This window comes from Pseudomonas sp. Sample_23 (assembly GCF_004307595.1).
GTDB classification, from domain to species: Bacteria; Pseudomonadota; Gammaproteobacteria; order Pseudomonadales; family Pseudomonadaceae; genus Aquipseudomonas; species Aquipseudomonas atacamensis.
This window is the reverse complement of sequence record NZ_RCNX01000102.1, coordinates 91,786-110,335: the sequence shown is the minus strand read 5'-3', so window position 1 is coordinate 110,335 and position 18,550 is coordinate 91,786. Positions and strand designations below refer to the sequence as shown.

Annotated in this window: 19 protein-coding genes; 6 read left to right on the top strand and 13 right to left on the bottom strand. The window is 60.4% G+C overall.

What is annotated here, in order from left to right; genetic code table 11:
• Nucleotides 1-1,128: a saccharopine dehydrogenase NADP-binding domain-containing protein gene (locus D8U82_RS27005; RefSeq protein ID WP_125926093.1), complete on the bottom strand. Its 1,128-nt coding sequence runs from the start codon at nucleotides 1,126-1,128 to the stop codon at nucleotides 1-3.
• 171 nt (nucleotides 1,129-1,299) lie between these two features.
• Here D8U82_RS27005 and D8U82_RS27000 point away from each other — a divergent pair, with 171 nt between their 5' ends.
• A complete protein-coding gene (locus tag D8U82_RS27000; protein WP_016774306.1) occupies nucleotides 1,300-1,515 on the top strand; it encodes a PLD nuclease N-terminal domain-containing protein in 216 nt (71 codons plus the stop codon).
• 255 nt (nucleotides 1,516-1,770) lie between these two features.
• Nucleotides 1,771-2,247 (top strand): hemerythrin domain-containing protein, encoded by a 477-nt coding sequence (locus D8U82_RS26995; RefSeq protein ID WP_024012575.1) that lies wholly within the window; start codon nucleotides 1,771-1,773, stop codon nucleotides 2,245-2,247.
• A 238-nt stretch (nucleotides 2,248-2,485) separates the two neighbouring features.
• On the opposite strand, the gene D8U82_RS26990 is transcribed toward D8U82_RS26995, so the two are convergent.
• The 3 genes from D8U82_RS26990 to D8U82_RS26980 form a co-directional block, all read right to left on the bottom strand.
• On the bottom strand, nucleotides 2,486-3,412 hold the full coding sequence (locus D8U82_RS26990) for a LysR family transcriptional regulator (protein WP_130903306.1): 927 nt from the start codon (nucleotides 3,410-3,412) through the stop codon (nucleotides 2,486-2,488).
• Complete coding sequence (locus D8U82_RS26985; protein WP_130903305.1) at nucleotides 3,409-4,383, bottom strand: quinone oxidoreductase; 975 nt, start codon at nucleotides 4,381-4,383, stop codon at nucleotides 3,409-3,411. Before D8U82_RS26985 ends, D8U82_RS26990 begins: the two co-directional genes overlap by 4 nt.
• Before the next feature lie 153 nt (nucleotides 4,384-4,536).
• A complete protein-coding gene (locus D8U82_RS26980) occupies nucleotides 4,537-5,034 on the bottom strand; it encodes an anti-virulence regulator CigR family protein (protein WP_130903304.1) in 498 nt (165 codons plus the stop codon).
• A 128-nt stretch (nucleotides 5,035-5,162) separates the two neighbouring features.
• Here D8U82_RS26980 and D8U82_RS26975 point away from each other — a divergent pair, with 128 nt between their 5' ends.
• Complete coding sequence (locus tag D8U82_RS26975) at nucleotides 5,163-5,321, top strand: DUF2986 domain-containing protein (RefSeq protein WP_110645778.1); 159 nt, start codon at nucleotides 5,163-5,165, stop codon at nucleotides 5,319-5,321.
• A 1-nt stretch (nucleotide 5,322) separates the two neighbouring features.
• On the opposite strand, the gene D8U82_RS26970 is transcribed toward D8U82_RS26975, so the two are convergent.
• Complete coding sequence (locus D8U82_RS26970) at nucleotides 5,323-6,441, bottom strand: MFS transporter (protein ID WP_241668085.1); 1,119 nt, start codon at nucleotides 6,439-6,441, stop codon at nucleotides 5,323-5,325.
• Between the two features lie 224 nt (nucleotides 6,442-6,665).
• Between D8U82_RS26970 and D8U82_RS26965 the strand changes: the two genes are divergently transcribed.
• Nucleotides 6,666-7,559 carry a LysR family transcriptional regulator gene (locus D8U82_RS26965; protein ID WP_130903302.1) on the top strand — a complete coding sequence of 298 codons (894 nt, stop codon included), beginning with the start codon at nucleotides 6,666-6,668 and terminating at the stop codon, nucleotides 7,557-7,559.
• A 1,026-nt stretch (nucleotides 7,560-8,585) separates the two neighbouring features.
• Nucleotides 8,586-9,692 (top strand): M20/M25/M40 family metallo-hydrolase, encoded by a 1,107-nt coding sequence (locus D8U82_RS26950; protein WP_130903301.1) that lies wholly within the window; start codon nucleotides 8,586-8,588, stop codon nucleotides 9,690-9,692.
• 54 nt (nucleotides 9,693-9,746) lie between these two features.
• Here D8U82_RS26950 and D8U82_RS26945 read toward each other — a convergent pair whose 3' ends face one another.
• The 3 genes from D8U82_RS26945 to D8U82_RS26935 are packed head-to-tail and all read right to left on the bottom strand — an operon-like array spanning nucleotide 9,747 to nucleotide 11,634.
• Nucleotides 9,747-10,559, bottom strand: coding sequence for a DUF3618 domain-containing protein (locus tag D8U82_RS26945; protein WP_125926086.1), 813 nt, complete (start codon nucleotides 10,557-10,559; stop codon nucleotides 9,747-9,749).
• The gene (locus D8U82_RS26940; RefSeq protein ID WP_024012566.1) at nucleotides 10,556-10,984 is read right to left on the bottom strand and encodes a phage holin family protein; all 429 of its coding nucleotides are present in this window, start codon (nucleotides 10,982-10,984) and stop codon (nucleotides 10,556-10,558) included. Before D8U82_RS26940 ends, D8U82_RS26945 begins: the two co-directional genes overlap by 4 nt.
• On the bottom strand, nucleotides 10,984-11,634 hold the full coding sequence (locus D8U82_RS26935; RefSeq protein ID WP_123442758.1) for a hypothetical protein: 651 nt from the start codon (nucleotides 11,632-11,634) through the stop codon (nucleotides 10,984-10,986). The genes D8U82_RS26940 and D8U82_RS26935 overlap by 1 nt, the downstream gene beginning before the upstream one ends.
• Before the next feature lie 299 nt (nucleotides 11,635-11,933).
• Between D8U82_RS26935 and D8U82_RS26930 the strand changes: the two genes are divergently transcribed.
• On the top strand, nucleotides 11,934-13,790 hold the full coding sequence (locus D8U82_RS26930; RefSeq protein ID WP_130903300.1) for an ABC transporter ATP-binding protein: 1,857 nt from the start codon (nucleotides 11,934-11,936) through the stop codon (nucleotides 13,788-13,790).
• A gap of 39 nt (nucleotides 13,791-13,829) precedes the next feature.
• Here D8U82_RS26930 and D8U82_RS26925 read toward each other — a convergent pair whose 3' ends face one another.
• The 5 genes from D8U82_RS26925 to D8U82_RS26905 form a co-directional block, all read right to left on the bottom strand.
• Nucleotides 13,830-14,975, bottom strand: coding sequence for a sensor histidine kinase (locus tag D8U82_RS26925; RefSeq protein WP_130903299.1), 1,146 nt, complete (start codon nucleotides 14,973-14,975; stop codon nucleotides 13,830-13,832).
• A gap of 179 nt (nucleotides 14,976-15,154) precedes the next feature.
• Nucleotides 15,155-15,496, bottom strand: a complete 342-nt coding sequence (locus tag D8U82_RS26920; protein ID WP_016774292.1) for an antibiotic biosynthesis monooxygenase — start codon at nucleotides 15,494-15,496, stop codon at nucleotides 15,155-15,157.
• Nucleotides 15,497-15,524: 28 nt separating this feature from the next.
• On the bottom strand, nucleotides 15,525-16,499 hold the full coding sequence (locus D8U82_RS26915) for a zinc-dependent alcohol dehydrogenase family protein (RefSeq protein WP_130889206.1): 975 nt from the start codon (nucleotides 16,497-16,499) through the stop codon (nucleotides 15,525-15,527).
• Nucleotides 16,500-16,562: 63 nt separating this feature from the next.
• Complete coding sequence (locus D8U82_RS26910; protein ID WP_024012559.1) at nucleotides 16,563-16,865, bottom strand: metalloregulator ArsR/SmtB family transcription factor; 303 nt, start codon at nucleotides 16,863-16,865, stop codon at nucleotides 16,563-16,565.
• Between the two features lie 58 nt (nucleotides 16,866-16,923).
• Complete coding sequence (locus D8U82_RS26905; RefSeq protein WP_130903298.1) at nucleotides 16,924-18,507, bottom strand: EAL domain-containing protein; 1,584 nt, start codon at nucleotides 18,505-18,507, stop codon at nucleotides 16,924-16,926.
• Nucleotides 18,508-18,550 lie beyond the last annotated feature (43 nt).

Sequence of the window (18,550 nt, the reverse complement as noted above, 5' to 3'; positions counted from 1 at the left end):
TCAACGCTGCCCATCGGAGAATTGAACCGACAGGCTCAAGTTGGCCGGATCGTTGATCGCCGCCAGATATTCATCGACGCTGATTTCGCCAACACACGGCCGCGCGCCAGGTTGCGGTGCATAACCCCGCGCCATTTTGGTTGCGAGGGCGACGGCGGCGCAGCTGGGGATTTCCGGGCCTTTGTCATTCAGTGCGGTGAGTTGCGCGGTCATGCTCAGCGGCTGGTCGTCAACTCCAATGCCTTGAACATCGATGTACATCGCGCTTTTGCCATCACCGAAGCGTTCGAACCACGTGCCCAGTCGATGCAGACGCGCCGCCCAGCGCACATGATCGCGCACCAGACCGAAGCGCAAGGCTTGCGCCAGCAAGGCGTTGGCGACACCGCCGAGCTTCAGGCCGGCGCCAGCCTTGAAGCGCAGCGTCTGTGCGCCATAGCGGCGAGCGAAAATATCCATGTCCGGCACATCGACATTGGCCAGCACCCGCTTGCCCAGTTGCGGCATGCTGCGCAGGGTCAGGTCGAGCCAGCCCAATACTTCGTGAACCTGGCCGTTTTTCAATTGTTTGATCGGTTTGCCTGCGTAGGCGAGCACGCCCTCGACTGTGGACAGCCCAGGCATCTTCGCCGAGGAAGAAATGCCATGCTCGATCGAGTCGATTCGCGCAAAACGTGAGCGCTGCTGATCGATGATCGCCGAAGACAAGGTCGGCACCGAACTGCAACCGCTGAGCACGGCCACACCAGCCTCCCTGGCGCGGGCGTCGAGCACATCAATGCCGTTGACGAAGGTGCGGCAGTCAGCCAGATCGCAGTAATTGACCCCGGCATCGATGCAGCTTTCAGCAACTGCGTAGGATTGCCCCTGAAACGGCCCGCCGGTGTGCACCACCAACTGAATATTCAACTCTCGCAACGCCGCTTGAAAACCTGCGCCCATCGCATCACCGCACCAGCCTTCGCAAGCTCGGCCCGACTGCGCTTGCAGCTCAGCGACCTGGCGTTGCAACTTGCGCGCATCGCGGCCCGACAGCAGCAGCTCAATCTCTGGCATCTGCGCCAGATGCCGACAAACGATACTGCCGAAATTGCCATAACCACCGACGACCATCACCCTGAATGCCATTGCCCTGTCCCTGTTCCAGCCTAAACGTGTGGCGCAGAGGATATAGGGCGCAGCGGCGACCAGACATTTATTTTGCAACCGGGTATCACCGCGTCCGCTCGTCCCAGGCAAAAAGAATGAACCCAACGCACCTCTCGCCGCCTAACGCACAGACCATCAGGAGTTAAGCCTATGCAAATCGAAACCGTGTGGATCGTATTGGCGGTCATTCTCGTGCTGATCGAGCTTTGGGCCATCAACCGGGTGCGCAAAAGCGAGGGGAAATCGAGCAATAAAGGCGTGTGGATCGTGCTGATCGTGTTCGTGCCGCTGTTCGGCCTGATCGCCTGGGCGTTGGCGGGGCCCAAGCATATCGGTCGCGGCTCGCCTTCCCAGGCCAGCCGTTGAGCAACGACGCAGGCCCGTCTCAAGCATCACCCGCAGCCCGGCTTTTGCCGGGCTTGTTATATGCAATGCCCGCCACGCGGATTTCTTGCAGGCTGCACGAAAGCATTGTGCCTGCTTCGATGCCAGCCCTTGATTTAGACGGATTGCGCTCGATCGGCGAGTTGGCATGAGTCCTGCGATAGCCTCTTCCTGAATACACAGCAGCGCGAAAAAAAGAACGCTGTGTTCAATCCGTGAAAAGCAGAGGCCTCAAAAATGAATGCTATCGACCTTCTCAAAGCCGACCATGAAAAAGTCAAAGCCATCCTCAGCCAACTGAGTGAGTCCACCGACCGCGCGCTGAAAAAACGCGTCGAGTTGCTGGGCAAACTGGAAATGGAAATCACCATTCACACCCGCCTCGAAGAAGAGATTCTCTATCCTGCGTTCAAGGAAGCCGGCAGCAAGGAAGAAGACATCATGTATTACGAAGCCAAGGAAGAGCACCGCACCGTGGATTCGCTGGTACTGCCTGATCTGAAAGAAACCGATCCGGGCACCCCGGAATTTGCTGGTCGGGTCAAAGTGGTCAAGGAACTGCTGGAGCACCACATCGAAGAGGAAGAACAGGAAATGTTCCCGAAAGCGCAGAAGCTTCTGGGCAAGGCAAAACTCGAGGAATTGGGCGCACAGATGGAAGCCATGAAAGCCAGTCACAAAAAGGAAATGGCGGCCAACAAGATCGCCGCGTAAAGCGCTGAAGACACCAAAGCCCGGCAGCGATGCCGGGCTTTTTTGTGCGCCCAAATTGGCACTCGCTCTCACATTGGATATTTGGGCGTTCGGGAGTTTCTGAGCAAGCCACGAAACCTGTGGGAGCGAGCCTGCTCGCGAAGGCGTCAGGTCAGCCAGATCATCCATGACTGACACTCCGCTTTCGCGAGCAGGCTCGCTCCCACAGGGCCAGTGTCGGTCTTGATGCAGGTTGTAATCAAACCGCCCAAGGTGGTCCGGTCTCGAATTTCGCTTCGATCCATTCCTTGAACGCCACCACCGCCGCCGCTGGAAACCGCGATGACGGCCTGACCAGATAGACGCCGCCCGCCGAATCCAGATGCCAGTCGGGCAGCACGCGAATCAGCCGCCCTGCCGCCAGATCGCGGCTCATCAGCCAGTCGCCGGCACCGAGTATGCCGGCGTCGGCGCGGGCGGCGGCGAGCAGGGATTCGCTGTCGCTGGCGGTCAGGTTGCCGTGTGGCGTAATGGTCTGCACTTCGTTGCCGCGATGCAGTCGCCACAGCGGGAACGACGCCAGCCCGCTGAAGCGCAGGCAATTGTGTTGCAGCAGATCCTGCGCGGTTTGCGGCATGCCGTGGGCCTCGATGTAGGCCGGCGATGCGCAGAGAATCCGACGATGGTCACTGAGCTTTTTTGCAATCAGGCGATTGTCCTCAAGCTCGCCGATGCGAATAGCCGCGTCGAAGCCCTGCTCGATGATGTCGACCAGGCCTTCGCTGTAATCGGCGACCAGCGAGACCTGCGGGTGAGCCTTGAGAAATTCCGGCAGCAGCGGCCCCAGCCATAACCGCCCCATCGCCGCCGGCAAGGCCAGGCGCAGGGTGCCGCGTACTTCGCTGGCAACCTGCACCGCTTGCTGCTGCGCTTCGTTCATCAACTCGACGGCCGCGCGCAGGCGCTGTTCGAGTTGCAGGCCAGCCTCGGTGATACGCACGTGTCGCGTCGAGCGCTCCACCAGCCGCACGCCGAGTCGCTTCTCCATCGCCGCAAGGCGCTTGGAAACGATGGTCGGATGGCGCTGCAACAAACGCCCCGCCGCGACAAACGAGCCTTGCGCGGCGACGGCCAGGAAAGCAGCGATTTCATCGCTGTGCGGGTTGCTCAGAACATCCAGATTCATGGTTTTAAAATGATCGCCCCTGATGATCGGCCCGATTCAAGATCGGCGTGCGCTTGTGCCGCGTCAACCAATGAATAACGCGCGCGGATTCGCGGCGTGATGATACCGGCGGCAACAGCGGCCAGCACATCTTGCGCGCGCTCCTGATATTCAGCTGTCGTGGCGGTGTGCGCGGCCAGCGACGGACGGGTCAGGAACAGCGAGCCCTTGGCGTTCAGCGTGGCCATTTCCACCGCTGCCGGCGCGCCGGTCTGCGCGCCGAACGAGACCATCAATCCGCGTGGGCGCAAGCTGTCCAGCGAGGCCTGAAAAGACACCCGACCAATCGGGTCATACACCACATCGACCTTGCGCCCCTCGGTGATGCGCACCACATCGGCGGCGAGAGTCTCGGCATCGAACACCAGCACTTCGTCACAACCGGACGCGCGAGCCTTGTCGACACTGGCCTGCTTCGACACCACACCGATCACCGTTGCGCCAAGGTGTTTGGCCCACGGCACCATGATTTCCCCCAGACCACCCGCGACGCCGTAAAGCAGTATCGTCGTGCCCGGCCCGACTGGGTAAGTCGCCTTCAGCAGATACTGCGCGGTGATGCCTTTGAACAACACCGCCGCCGCGTCTTCGAACGTCAACTCTTCAGGAATCTTCACCAGCCGCTCTGCCGGAAACAGCCGCGCCGAGGCGTAACCGCCCAAGGGGCCAGTGGCGTAAGCGACCCGATCACCGACGCGCACATTGCTCACACCGGCACCGACCGCCGCCACCCGACCCGCGCCTTCCAGCCCCAGCCCCGACGGCAACGCCACCGGCACCGCACCTTTGCGCTGGCTCACATCCAGGTAATTAACGCCCACCGCCGCTTGCTCCAGCCAGACCTCGCCGGACCCGGGGGCTTGTTCGCTGACAGCGTGCAATTGCAGGACGTCCGGTGCGCCCGTTGCGGTGAAGCGGATTGCATTGGCCATGGTCATCTCCATTCATTCGTTAAGCGTTGAGCTCAGTCTGAAAGCGCAGCACTCAACGAACAACCCAGCCTGAATGCAGTTCATTGCTGCAAAAGCTGCAGCAATACCCACATAAAAAAGGAGCGGCACGTGCGGCCGCTCCTTTTTCAACAATCAATCGAACGCGCCGTTGAGCACCTCGTAGATCAGCCCGGTGGCCAGCGCAACGAGAATGAGGGCAGTGCCCGCCTGTCGCCATTCGTAGCCGTCATAACGAGGCAGATGTTCGAGCATTCGCCCGTCCAGCTTCTTGGCGATGCCCGGGGGCAACGGTTTACCCCGCGCCAGATTCTTTTGAATACCCGGCGGCAGCGGCGGCCCAGGATTCCAGTATTGGCCGCGATAGATGCCGACGCTGCTGAGAATATTGCCGCGATCGACGCTCGGCCCGCCGCCATTGCCAGAGTGTTGCTGGCCTTTGTTGCCATTGCCTTGGCCGCCCCCGCCCTGTTTGCCGTGATCCTGCATGTTTTGCGGTTTGCCCTTGCCGTTGCCCTGGCCGCCCTGACCACCCTGCCCCTTGCCATTGCCGGGGTCAGCCAGTGCCGTCGTGCTGCCGATTGCCAGTGCGAGGCAAGACAACGCGGTAATCAATCTGCGAGCTTTTCTCATGTGCGATTCCTTCGGTTGGGGGATGCTCTTGAGTATGGGCGAATGTGCTCAGCTTAGTGGATTTCTTCTTGCTGACCACTCGGCCTTGCGTCAGGATTCCCACCCTCTCCACCCCTGATCGAAAAATCATGAATCGTCAAAAGAAGCTGCAGCAGTTGTTCAAGGAAAAGGCCAAAAAGGCCAATGCCAAACTGGCGCCGAAAAAGCCCAAATACATCTGCAAGGCCGACCGCCTGAAGCTGGAAGCCGAAGCGGCGCAGGCGGCGGCCGAAAACACCGAAAGCTGATTCAGGCTGTCTGCCGCGACGTCAGCCAGGTCATCAGCGCCGCCAGCACGAGCAATGCCGCGCTGGCGAAAAACGTCAGCCGATAACCGCTGCCGTCGAACAGCAGACCACCGATGGTAGAACCCGAGGCAATCGACAACTGCACCACCGCCACCATCAGTCCACCGCCGGCTTCGGCATCGTCGGGCAGCGTGCGGGCCAGCCATGACCACCAGCCTACCGGCGCCGCCGTGGCGATCAATCCCCACAAGCCCAGCAACACGAACACTGCTAGCACTGAACTGCCCAGCCCGATCAGCGCGACAGCAATCACCGCCATCAGCAGCGGAATGGCGATCACGACTCTGTACAGACCTGACTTCAGCACCGACCCGATGATCACAGTGCCGATAAACCCGGCCACACCAATGACCAGCAGGATGATCGACAGCATCGAAACGTCGACCTGGGTCACGGTCTCCAGAAACGGTCGCAGGTAGGTGAACAGAACAAACTGGCCCATGAAGAACAGACCGGCGCCGAGCATGCCCAACGCCACCCGGCGGCTTTTGAACAACGCAAAAACGTTGGCTGCGCTGGCTTTGCGCGGCGCGGCCGGGAGTGCGGGCAAGCTGATCCATTGCCAGAGCAGAGCAATCAGCGCCACCGGTATCAGGCAGAAAAACGCCCCGCGCCAGCCAATCACGCTGCCCAGATAACTGCCCAACGGCGCCGCCACGACGGTCGCCAGGGCATTGCCGCCGTTAAAAATGGCCAGCGCCTTGGGCACGCTGGCGGAGGGTACCAGACGCATGGCCAACGCCGCCGACATCGACCAGAAGCCGCCAATCACCACACCGATCAATGCGCGGCCAATCATGTACACCGTGTAATTGGGCGCCAGGCCGACCACCAGCCCGGACGCACACATCAGCGCGGTCAACAGCAGCAACAGGCGCTTGCGATCCATCGAGCCGGCGAGTCTGCTGATCGTCAGGCTGGTCAGCACCGCGAACGCGCCGGAGATGGCAATGCCATAGCCGGCCAGGCCTTCACTGATAAGCAAGTCCGTAGCCATTGGCGTGAGCAGACTGACCGGCATGAACTCTGAGGCGATCAGGGCGAAGACGCACAAGGTCATCGCGAACACACCGCTCCAGTACGCCGGTTGTTCGCCGTCAGTGGACGCTTCGATGGGCTGGGCTGTCGGGGTGTCGATTACTTGAGCCGTCATGCGAAAACCTGTCTTGAAGAAGAAATCATCGAGGCACTTCTGCCCCGTTACTCAGGCTGCAAAGCTTGACGGATCAGGCTTAACTTGATTAGTAGCGGTAATCTTCATGTGCTTTTGAGAAAAATTCAGCAATGAGCAACGCCAAAGTCAACGACCTGCAGGCCTTTCTGGCGGTGGCCCAGGAGCAAAGCTTCACCAAGGCTGCCGCCCGCCTCGGCGTCACGCCGTCTGCGCTGAGTCATACGGTGCGCGCGCTGGAGCAGCGTCTGGGTATCCGCTTGCTCGCTCGTACGACGCGCAATGTCTCGCCGACCGAGGCTGGCGAACGCTTGATGCACTCAATTGCGCCGCTGTTCGAGCAGATCAGCGCCGAGCTCGAAGCCCTCGGCGAATTGCGCGACAAGCCCAGCGGCACGATCCGCGTTTCCTGCACGGACGATCAGATCGAGTTGTGCATTCGGCCGATGCTTGCGCAGTTTTTGCAGGACTATCCGGATATCACGTTGGAGTTTTACGTCGATTATGGTTTCACCAATGTGGTCAAGGAACGCTTCGACGCCGGCATTCGTCTCGGTGAATCGATCAGCAAAGACATGATCGCCGTGCGCATCGGCCCGGACTGGCGCCTGGCCGTGGTCGCCTCGCCCGAGTACTTCGCTCGTCACCCGGCACCCGCCACGCCGCATCAGTTGATGGAGCACACCTGCATCAACATCCGCCACCAACCGGCCGGCGCGATCTACGCCTGGGAGTTTGCGCACAAGGGTCAGGATTTCAGCGTGAAGGTCGATGGGCAACTGGTGTTCAACAGCATCATGCATGTGCTCAACGCCGCCGTGGACGGCATCGGCGTGGCCTACGTGCCCGAGCAATTGGTCGCGCCGTATCTGGCCGACGGGCGATTGGTGGAAGTGCTGGAAGAATGGTGCCCGACGTTTCAGGGCTATCACCTCTATTACCCCAACAGGCGCCAGAGCTCGGCAGCGTTTGCAGCGTTTGTCGAAGCGCTGAAATACAACCGCTGACATCACAAATCATCTGAGCAAAACGCCGATACCTGTGGGAGCGAGCCTGCTCGCGAAGGCGCCAGATCAGATACATCCACGTTGGATGACACACCGATTTCGCGAGCAAGCTCGCTCCCACAATGGTCCGGGGCAGATCTACAATCTTTGTCGCACCTCAAACCCCATGTGGGAGCGGGCTTGCCCGCGAAGGCGCCGGCACATTCAAAATCATCATCGCCTGTCATACCGCTTTCGCGAGCAGGCTCGCTCCCACAGTGATCCGGGGCAAATTTACGATCTTTGTCGCACCCCAAATCCCCTGTGGGAGCGGGCTTGCCCGCGAAGGCGTCGGCACATTCAACATCATCATCGCCTGTCACACCGCTTTCGCGAGCAGGCTCGCTCCCACAATGGTCCGGGGCAGATCAGCAATCCTTGTCGCAACCCAAATCTTTGTGGGAGCGAGCCTGCTCGCGAAGGCTTCGGCACATTCAACCTCATCATCGCCTGTCACACCGATATCGCGAGCAAGCTCGCTCCCACAATGGTCCGGAGCAAGGCCACAATCTTCAGCGCACTCAAAATCCCTGTGGGAGCGGACTAGCCCGCGAAGGCGTCGGCACATTCAACATCATCATCGCCTGTCACACCGCTTTCGCGAGCAGGCTCGCTCCCACAATGGTCCGGGGCAAGGCCACAATCTTCAGCCCAACCCAAATCTCTGTGGGAGCGGACTAGCCCGCGAAGGCGTCGGCACATTCAACATCATCATCGCCTGTCACACCGCTTTCGCGAGCAGGCTCGCTCCCACAATGGTCCGGGGCAAGGCCACAATCTTCAGCGCAACCAAAATCCCTGCTCGCGAAGGCGCCGGCACAGTCAACATCATCATCGCCTGACACTGCGCTTTCGCGAGCAAGCTCGCTCCCACAGGGAATGCAGGTGAATCAGAAGGCTTCAACCCATCTGAATTTTCCCGCCAACCTGCCCCCTAAATCCTGAGCGGTCGATACACGTCCGCCGATGCAAGGAGGGTCAACATGCATGTCGGATAATCAAACGCCTTCGCCGCGCAACACAGAGGAATCCACCCAAACACTATTGAGCCGTTTGCTCATGGCGCGCGGGCCTGGCGGTCAGGAAGACGAAGTTCGGGCAATCTGCCTGGAAGAACTGCAGCGCCATTGCGACGAGGTCTGGACCGACCGGGCCGGGAATGTCATTGGTCTGCTCAAGGGCAGCGAACCCGATCCGAACGGCCAGCACGCCGTGCGCATCATGGGCCACATGGATGAGATCGCCATGCTGGTCAAACGCGTCGAGCCGGACGGTACGTTGCGGGTGGTTGCCCTCGGCGGTGCGAATCCGGTGAATTTCGGTGTCTGTCCGGTGGATATTCTCGGCGATGCGCAAACCCTGCCCGGCGTGCTCTCATTCGGCTCGATGCACGCCACCACAGGCTCGCCGCAGGGCCAGGATGTGATGAGCGGCGCGGTGGAGTGGAAAGACGTGCACATCATCACCCGCCACGACCCGCAAACCTTGCAAGACATGGGCGTGCGCCCCGGCACCCGTGTCGTGCTCAGCCAGCACTGGCGTACGCCGTTCAGAGTGGGCGATGCCACCGCTGCGCACTTTCTCGATGACCGCGCGCCTGTCGTCGCCATGCTCCAGGCCGCCGAGCAACTCAAGCGCAGCCCGACCGAATTGGCGCACGACACCTACTTTGTCTTCACCACCCTTGAGGAAGAAAGCAACGCCGGCGCAATGTACGCCGCTGCGCACCTGCCCGGTGACACCACAATCGCGGTGGAAGTCGGCCCGGTGATGAGCGAGTACGCAACGCGATTGAGCGTCGACCCGATCATCGATACCGGCGACCAGAAAGGCTATTACTCGCGCGGCGTGGTCATGGCCTTGGCCGACGCAGCCAAGCGTTGCGGCTTCGATCCACAGTTCGCCCTGCTGGTGGATTTCGCCTCCGACGCCAGCGCGGTGATGAGCTCAGGCATCAGCGCCCAGGCCGGATGCATCGCAATCCCGACCGAGAATACCCACGGGTTTGAACTGGTCGTGGATGGCGCGATTGAAGCGTGCGCGCAGACGTTGGTCGAATATTTGAAAGGCCTGCAGAATGAGGTATCGACCTGACCCGCAGTCCAATAAAAAGGGAGGCCCATTGCAGGCCTCCCTTGTTTTTCACCATCAAGAAGTACCCAACCCCTGTGACAAATCGGAAGACGAAGGCCGCGCCGTTTCCGGCTTGGTCTCCACTTCGGTTTGTTCAGTGGTCCGAGTCACCGTGTCACGCACGGCTTCATACCCTTCCTGAGCTTTCTGCTTGGCTTTGTCGACCATGCCCGCGCTTGTGCGGCCCATGTAGCGCTGCTCAGTGGACGTAGTCGGCAATGCCGCGCCGAGCAATGCACCGAGCGCAACCCCGGCGGCAGCCACCATCAGTGGTTGCTCCTTGAGCAGGTGGCTGAATTGCTGGCCGAGCACTTGCGAATTACGCGACAGTCGATCACTGGCGTCATGCATCGCATGGGTCAGATTTTCCTTCGCCGCACCGACGTTTTCCCCGAGGTGGCTGGCCTTGCCTTTCAGCGACTGGTAGCCGTCCTTCAGCGAGTCAGTAGTCGAGTGCAAATGCGCGCGGGCGCTGTCGATGCCGTCGGCCAAACCGTCGGCCCACTCGCCGGCCTTGTCCTGATCCGGCCCGCTGCGATAGGTCGGTTGCGGCACTGGCGGGCGATTCTGGCTGATCATCAGCCAGAGCAGTCCCACCGAAGTCAGCACCGCCGGCACCGGGTTATTGCGCACGCTGGTGCCGAGATTGGTGAAGAACGTCGAGCCGTTGCTCTGCATCATCCCCCAGGCCTGATCGATCATTTGCCCGGGAGTGAATTTGCTCTCGAGTTGATCGACGATGTTGCCGATGCTCGCGCGTTGCGCATCGATTTCGCGCTCGATCTGCTCCGGGCTTTTTTCCGCTTCGATATCCAGTTCGCTTTTCATGAGACTTTCCTCCGCAGCGCTTCCTGATCCTTGTTCAAGGCGTCGAGGGTGCGATCAGGTTTGAAGTGAGATGGCTCGAATTGCTTCTTCCCGGATTGCAGCATGGCGAAGCCAATGATCATCACCACCACGCCGACGATCAGCGCGGCCAGCCATGGCGCCATGAACATACTCAGGCCGTACACCGCCGACATCAGCAGAATAATAAAGCCGGCGAGGAACACGATCGCACCACCAGCAACCGCACCGATGCCCGCCTTCAGCGTGCTGAGGCTGTTCTGCAGTTCGGCTTTTGCCAATGCCAGTTCCTTGGTGAACAACGCTGGCACCTCTCGGGACAGTTGTCGCAACAGACCGACCACCGAAGCGTCATCCGTTTGGCCGAGGGGCCTTGCCCCGCTCAGATCAGATTCATCTCTGTTCATCACAGTTCTCCTTTGGCGTCGGGTGCGTGCGGTACGGAAGCCGCGGCAAAATCAGCGGGGTGATCGCTGTCACTGGGCGAGGTCGGGGTGATGCCGGTGGCCAGTCCCGGATTGGCGTGGGCCGATGACGGTACTGACGATTCATAGGGTCGCTGCGCACCGTAATCGGCTGGCGGTGGCGTCGATGTCGTGCCCGCCGCCGGATCGTGCTCGGCGCTGACCGTCGCTGCTGCGGCCGTGCCGGCTTTGAGAAACCGCGACAGGCCGAAACCGATGGCGATGCTGCCGGCGATGAATAGCCCCGGATTGCTGCGCGCCAGATCCGCCGCATCGTGCAGCAACTGCTCGGCACTCTTGCCGCGCAGGTTGCCCGCCAGCCCGGTCATGGAATCCGCCATGTCCGTCAGGTAGTCGGACATGCCCAGCGTGTCCTTGTCCTGCAACTCCGAGACGAAGCTCTTTGCGCCTTGGGCCAGTGCTTCTATCTGTTCGGCCGCGGTGTCGCGGTACTGTCCGAATTGCGCGTCGGCCTGTTGCCGCGCGCCGCCAATTGCTTCGTTGACGTCGTCCTTCAAATGTTCAAAAGCCTGTCCAGGCTTGCTGTTCGGATCACCTGATTCAAAGCCTGCCCTGCTGTCTTGAGTATTCATGTGGCCCCTCGCGTTCTGACTTGAAAACGGAAAAACGGAGCTACACGGCAACATTGCCTCGAGCCCCCACATAGAAGATGACGGAGCAGCTTGCGCGAGAGTTCAAAGAGGTTGATGAGTGTGCGACATCAGGTCTGGATCAGCGACGAAAGGTTGCGCTTGGCACGATTGCGTTGAGCTTCTGCGCCTGGCTGCGGTCAAGACAAGGCACAAGCATTTATCTGCAACACGACGCTGAAACCCGCAACAACGCCGATAGATGGCAGAATCCCCACACCCTGATCACTTCGGAGACCGCAATGCTTCGCCTGTTTGAAGAAAGGCTCGACCCCTTCCCGCCCGACGAGGCGCCGCCACCGCCAGTCGGCCTGATGCGCTTCTTGTGGGCCTGCACCCGGGGGGCGCGCGGTTACATCCTGGCCTTCGCCCTGCTCAGCGCCAGCGTGTCGATCTACGAGGCGTGGCTGTTTTCTTTCCTTGGGCAAGTGGTGGATCTGCTCTCGACCTGGCAATCCGGCGGCGCCGCCGGTGATGAGGAAAGCCGCGTGTTGTGGGGCATCGGCATCGTGCTGGTAGTCAGCATTGGTCTGGTGGCGCTGCGCACGATGGTCCAGCATCAGATCCTCGCGATCAATCTGCCGCTGCGCCTGCGCTGGGACTTTCACCGGTTGATGCTGCGGCAAAGTCTGTCGTTCTTCTCCGACGAGTTCTCCGGCCGGGTGACGACCAAGGTCATGCAGACTGCGTTGTCGGTGCGCGAGGTGCTGTTCACCCTGATCGAAATCCTCCCCGGCATTGGCGTGTACTTCATCGCGATCATTGCGCTGGCCGGTGGCTTTGCGCTGAAGCTGATGCTGCCGTTTCTGGCGTGGATCGTTCTGTTCGGGCTGGCGATGGTGTATTTCGTCCCGCGTCTGGGCAAGGTCGGCCAGGAACAGGCCGATGCGCGCTCGTCGATGACCGGGCGGATTGCCGATGCCTACACCAACATCACCACGGTCAAACTGTTCTCGCACTCCAAGCGTGAAGCGCACTTTGCCCGTGCAGCGATGGAAGATTTCAAGCTCACCGGATTTCGCCAGATGCGGCTGGTCAGTCAGTTCGAAATCGTCAATCAGGCGCTGGTGGTGGAGTTGATTCTCGGTGCCGGTGGTTACGCGTTGTGGCTGTGGCATCAGGGCGAAGTCGGCACCGGCGCTGTTGCGGCGATCACCGCCATGGCGTTGCGCATCAATGGCATGTCGCACTGGATCATGTGGCAGATGACTTCGCTGTTCGAAAACATCGGCACCGTGCAGGACGGCATGGCCACCCTGACCAGCGGCCCGAAAGTCCAGGACGCGCCGGATGCCAAAGTGCTTGAGCCTGCCGGCGGCGAAGTGGTTTTCGACAATGTCAGCTTCAACTACAACGGCGAACGCCAAGTGCTCGACGGCTTGACCCTGCATATTCGCCCCGGCGAAAAAATCGGCCTGGTCGGCCGCTCCGGTGCTGGCAAGTCGACGCTGATCAACCTTCTGCTGCGCTTCTATGACGTTGATCGCGGCGAAATCCGCATCGATGGGCAGAACATCGCCGAGGTCACCCAGGACAGTCTGCGTAGCGTGATCGGCATGGTCACCCAGGACACGTCGCTGTTGCACCGTTCGATCCGCGACAACATTGCCTACGGACGCCCGGACGCCACCGACGAAGACATCCATCGCGCGGCAGTGAACGCCCAGGCCGATGGTTTCATCAGCCAGTTGAGCGACAAGCAGGGCCACAGCGGCTACGACACGCTGGTCGGCGAACGCGGTATCAAGCTTTCGGGCGGGCAGCGCCAACGCATCGCCATCGCCCGGGTGATGCTGAAGAACGCACCGATCCTGCTGCTCGACGAAGCCACCAGCGCACTGGACTCGGAAGTCGAAGTCGCGATCCAGGAAAGCCTCGATGAAATGATGCAGGGCAAAACCGTGATCGCCATCGCCCACCGCTTGTCGACCATTGCGGCGATGGACCGGCTGATCGTCATGGACGAAGGCCGCATCATCGAACAAGGCACCCACGCGCAATTGCTCGAGAAGAACGGCACCTATGCGCGGCTGTGGCAGCACCAGAGCGGCGGGTTCCTCGGTGAGGACCGCGGTTTGGTTGAGGTGATGGAGGAGTGATCAGGCTGGAGGGCCGGGGCCGGCCCTCCATCGATTGGCCTAGATGGTGACGGGGCTTTCAGCATCAATCGGAAGCTTTACGCGAAACACGGTTCCGCCGTTCCGGTCAGAGCTGACCTCGATCGACCCGGCATGCGAGGCGACGATTTCCGAGGCGATAAACAGGCCCAGCCCGAGGCCAGCGACGGGCCCGTGATCAACTACGGAGCGCTGCGAGAAGCGCCCCATAGGATTGAAGATGAACGGCAACACGTCTTCTGGAATCGGCTCGCCGCCGTTGTGCACCGTGAACACCGCGCAATCCTCCCGAGCTTCCAGTGCAACCGTAACCGGAAACTGATTATCGCCGTGGGTCACCGCATTACTGATGATGTTGGAAAACACCTGTTCCATCCTGGCGCCATCGAACGCTCCCATCACCGCTTCCGTCGCATCGAACCGCACGTTGGCCTGCGGATGAAAGGCGCGGATTTCCTCGATCACCCGCTCGCACACAGGGCTGAGATCGATCAGGGATTTTTTCACCGGAATCCCCGGCCCCATCTGGCAGCGCGTCAGATCCAACAGGTCGCCCACGATCTGGCTGGCGCGCTGCACGCTGGCGTAGATCTGCCTGGCGACTTTGCCGGTGCGCGGGTCGGTGGCTTCGGTACGACGCAACATATCCGCACCGAGCAGAATCGCCCCCAGCGGCGTGCGCAAGTCATGGCCGAGAATCCCCAGAAACACGTTGCGCGACGCCTCGACGGCGCGCGAGTAGCTGGCAATCGACTCGGCCAGCGCCTGATCGATCGCTTCGTGGAAGCGCGTCATGTCGTCGACATTCACTGATTTGCCATCCTTGACCTGACGCAGCCATTGGGTCAGCACACTGGTGCGCAGCGCGCGGTATTCCGACACCATCTGATCGATGGTAAAACCGGCCATCAGCCGCGTCACCGCGTGGGTTTCCGCAGCTGTTTCTTCATCGTCGCGCGGCGCTTGGCCCTGGGCTTTGGCGATTTGTTCGCTCATGGTCTGCTTGGTCCGCAGATCGATCACGATGGCGCGCAACATCTGCTCGGCGTGATCGCGCAGCGCGACGTTATCGAGCTCCACCCCCGGCGTCTCGATGGTGCGGGCGAAATCTTCCCAGGCCTGCAGGATCGGCTCTAGGTTTTCGAGAATGAAATCTGGCAGGCGCATGGCTGTAATCCATAGAGGAAATCCATCTGCGCCGACAGGCGCGCCGGCGCAGACAGTAAAAGAACGAACTCAGGAGTACAGAAGGTACGGCTGACCTCGTGCAGCCTACCATCATTGCAGTGGTTCAACGCGGGAGGAAAATCGGCAGCAGCCGCTTGTGACGAAAGCTATCAGAACACTCAACTCCCTGTGCTTGAGCTGCTGCCCGCAACGCTCAAGTCGCCCCCCGGAAAAGCACCACCCTCAATGTGATAGACCCTCGGTTCTGCCGAAAAATAATCCTCCAGCCCCAGCATGAACCGCTGGTGGTCTTCGCTTTCTTCAAACCCCGGCGAGTGATCCTCAAGCGATTGCCAGCGCACGATCAAATTGAATTGCTCGGGGGTTTCAATACCTTGCGCCAGCAAGTGGCCGCCATATCCCTTGGCGCGGGTGAGCAACGGTTCGACTTCGGCAAATGCGCGTCGGAAGGCTTCAGTCTGATGCGGGTGAACGGGCAGCACAGCGATCTCGTAAACCATGATGTTTCTCCAAAATCAGTGAGCGGATTCAGACGATGAGTGAAGACTCGACGGCGATGGCGATTTTTCCCAGCAGACCGTTGTTGGCGCTCTCCAGTCGGGCATGGGCGAGCGGGATGTCGGCAAGGGAATAGACCGCGCCAACGTGGGGCCGCAACTGGCCGCGCTCGACCAACGCGCTCAATTCATCGAGCTTGCCGCGATTCTGCCGGGTGAAAACGAAGTGGTAGCTGGCGTTCTTGCCCCAGGCCTGAACGAGGTTTTGTGGCTGCGCGATATCGACGATCGAGACGACGCGGCCAAGCTGGGCGAGCGCGTCGGCACTGCGAGACAGGGTATCGCCGCCGATGGTGTCGAACACCACATCAACGCCATGCCCGGCGGTTTCGCGCATGATCGCTTCGACGTAATCCTCTTGGGTGTAATCGATCACCACGTCGGCACCCAGGCTGCGGACGAAATCGGCGTTGGCCTCACGCACGGTCGTAAAGACCCTGGCGCCCATGGCTTTAGCCACCTGAATCGCCACATGGCCGACCCCGCCCGCGCCGCCGTGGATCAGAATGCTTTCGCCAACGCGGAGCACGGCGCGCACGGTCAGCGCTTCCCAAACCGTACCGCCGACCAGACTCAGACTAGCCGCCTCAAGGTGGCTCAGCGATGCAGGCTTTCTGGCGATGATGCTTTCAGCAGCCACGTGGTACTCGGCATAGCTGCCCTGCCCGTCGAATATCTGCGGGGTGTACCAGACTTCGTCGCCCGGCGCGAAAGCGCTGACGCCCGGCCCGATGGCTTCAACCACGCCCGACACGTCGTGACCGGTAATGGCCGGCAGCGGCACCAGATCGGGATAGTCACCGCGCCGAACCTGATAATCCAGCGGATTGATGGAAGTAGCGTGCACTCGGACCAGCACTTGGCCCGCTTGCGGAACCGGTTTTGGAACGTCGCTGAGTTCGAACGAATCAGGACCGCCGAAGGATTTCAAAATCATCGCTTTCATGGCAAAACCTCGTATCGATAAAGAGGGATATCGAGAATTCTCGATATCTTAGAGTAAAAAAATTTACAGCTCTTTCCCTATGATCTCTGCAAGCGCGCTGATAGCAGCCTCATTGCGTTTGTAGTAGGTCCATTGACCGATGCGTCGCACTTCCACCAGCCCCACCCGCTGCAACGTGGCCAGATAACTCGACACCGTCGACTGCGACAGGCCGATACCTTCCTGGATGCTGCTGACGCAGACACCCTCGACGAGAACGTCACCCTCATCCTGCGGGGGGAAATTCTTGACGGGATCCTTCAGGCCTTCAAGGATCTTGAGGCGCGTCGGGTTCGAGAGGGCTTTGAAGATTTCGATCAGTTCCATGCGCCGAGGATATCGAGATTTTTCGATATGTCAATGTGGTTTTTTCGACTCGTTTCTTTCAGGAAACAATCGGGTCCTGAAGAATGCGCGCGTCGGTGCAAGGCCGACCGTCCAGATAGAGCTGTTGGAACTGTGCGCACTCCATGGCTTTCGCAAACAGCCATCCCTGTGCATAGCGCACCTGGTTGGCGCCCAGGAAGTTTAGCTGTGCCGGGGTCTCGACGCCCTCAGCGACAAGTGTCAGGCGCAACGCGTGGCCCATCTGAATGACGTGAGTGACCAGTAAGGTCTGCTCCTCTGCTTCGCTGATCTGCTCAACAAAGGATCGGTCGATCTTGAGCACGTCCAGCGGTAATTGCTGCAGGTATTGCAGACTCGAATAGCCGGTGCCGAAGTCATCCAGCGCGACAACAAACCCGGCGCTTCGCGCGCGCTCCAGTGTTATTTTCGCTGACGCCAGATCGACGAGGCTGCGCTCTGTCACCTCAAGCCATATCTGCGCGGGCTGCACGTCGAGGCGACGGCTTTCATTCAATAAAGTCGGTATCAGTCGTCCGGAGCTCACATCGGCAGCGGCCAGGTTCAAGGCCACGTGCAACGAACGGTCACTGGCGAGCATGCCGCCAAGGTCTGCGAATACGCGGTGAACCACTTGGTCAGTGATCGCTTCGATCAAGCCACTGGATTCGGCCAGCGGGATGAACACGTCTGGGTAGACCAGCGTGCCGTTGGGTTTGCGCCAGCGGATCAAGGCTTCGGCGCCGATGCAGCGCCGGGTCTCAATTTCGATGATCGGCTGATAATGAACCACGAACTCCTGTCGCTGCACCGCGCGCTCCAGTGCCGCCAGCGGGGACAGCTTGCGACGCCACCAGCGCAGGCTCGCAATGACCAGGCCTACGCTGATGACAAGACCGATCGGCAGCAGATAAAGCACGTGTTGCCCGAGGCTGCGCAGCAGTTCCTGTCGCGGGATTGCGGCAATTACGGTGAAGTTGCCCTGGGCCACCAGTGTGTAGAGAAAGCCGTCCTTGAGGCCATGCGTAGGCCCCTCATGCACCAAGGCAAGGAAACTCGCCATGTTCGGGTGCGCCGGGCCGAGCAAGCGGCCCTGACGTGTGCCGACGGCCAGCCTGACGCCTTCATCCAGTACGACTTCGCGAAATTGTTCCGGGTCGACCAGCACGTTGAACGCAGCAAACTGCAAAGCCAGCATCGGTTTGATCAGCTCGTTGTCATCCTGCGCATCGATGGACACCTTCACCCCGTCGTCGGTGACGAAATCCTCCGCCCATTGCTTCGACCGCGGCGGCGTGGCGCCCCATGACGTGCAGGCAAATACATCTTCTTCGTAGCCGACCGTCTCGACCGAAAACGTATTGATGGCAATCATGCGCATCTGCTCGATGCCCTGTGGCGAGCAGGGTTCGAGGTCAGTGACAGCAATGCTTTTCAGCGCCTGGGAGGCCTGCGCAAATGTCTGACTGGCGCGATCGTTGGCAATCGCGGCGAGCGTTTGCAGGCGGTCATGAGCCGCGTAGATCGACAGCATCCAGCCAGCCGCGAGGGTCATGCCCAACGGGACGATCACCGCAAGGGCCGTCAGCAATATTCCCCGCCGCATGATCTTGGAACGCTTCATTTCACCGCCCGAATGATTTGGCCCGTGACGCGTCTTCGCGACT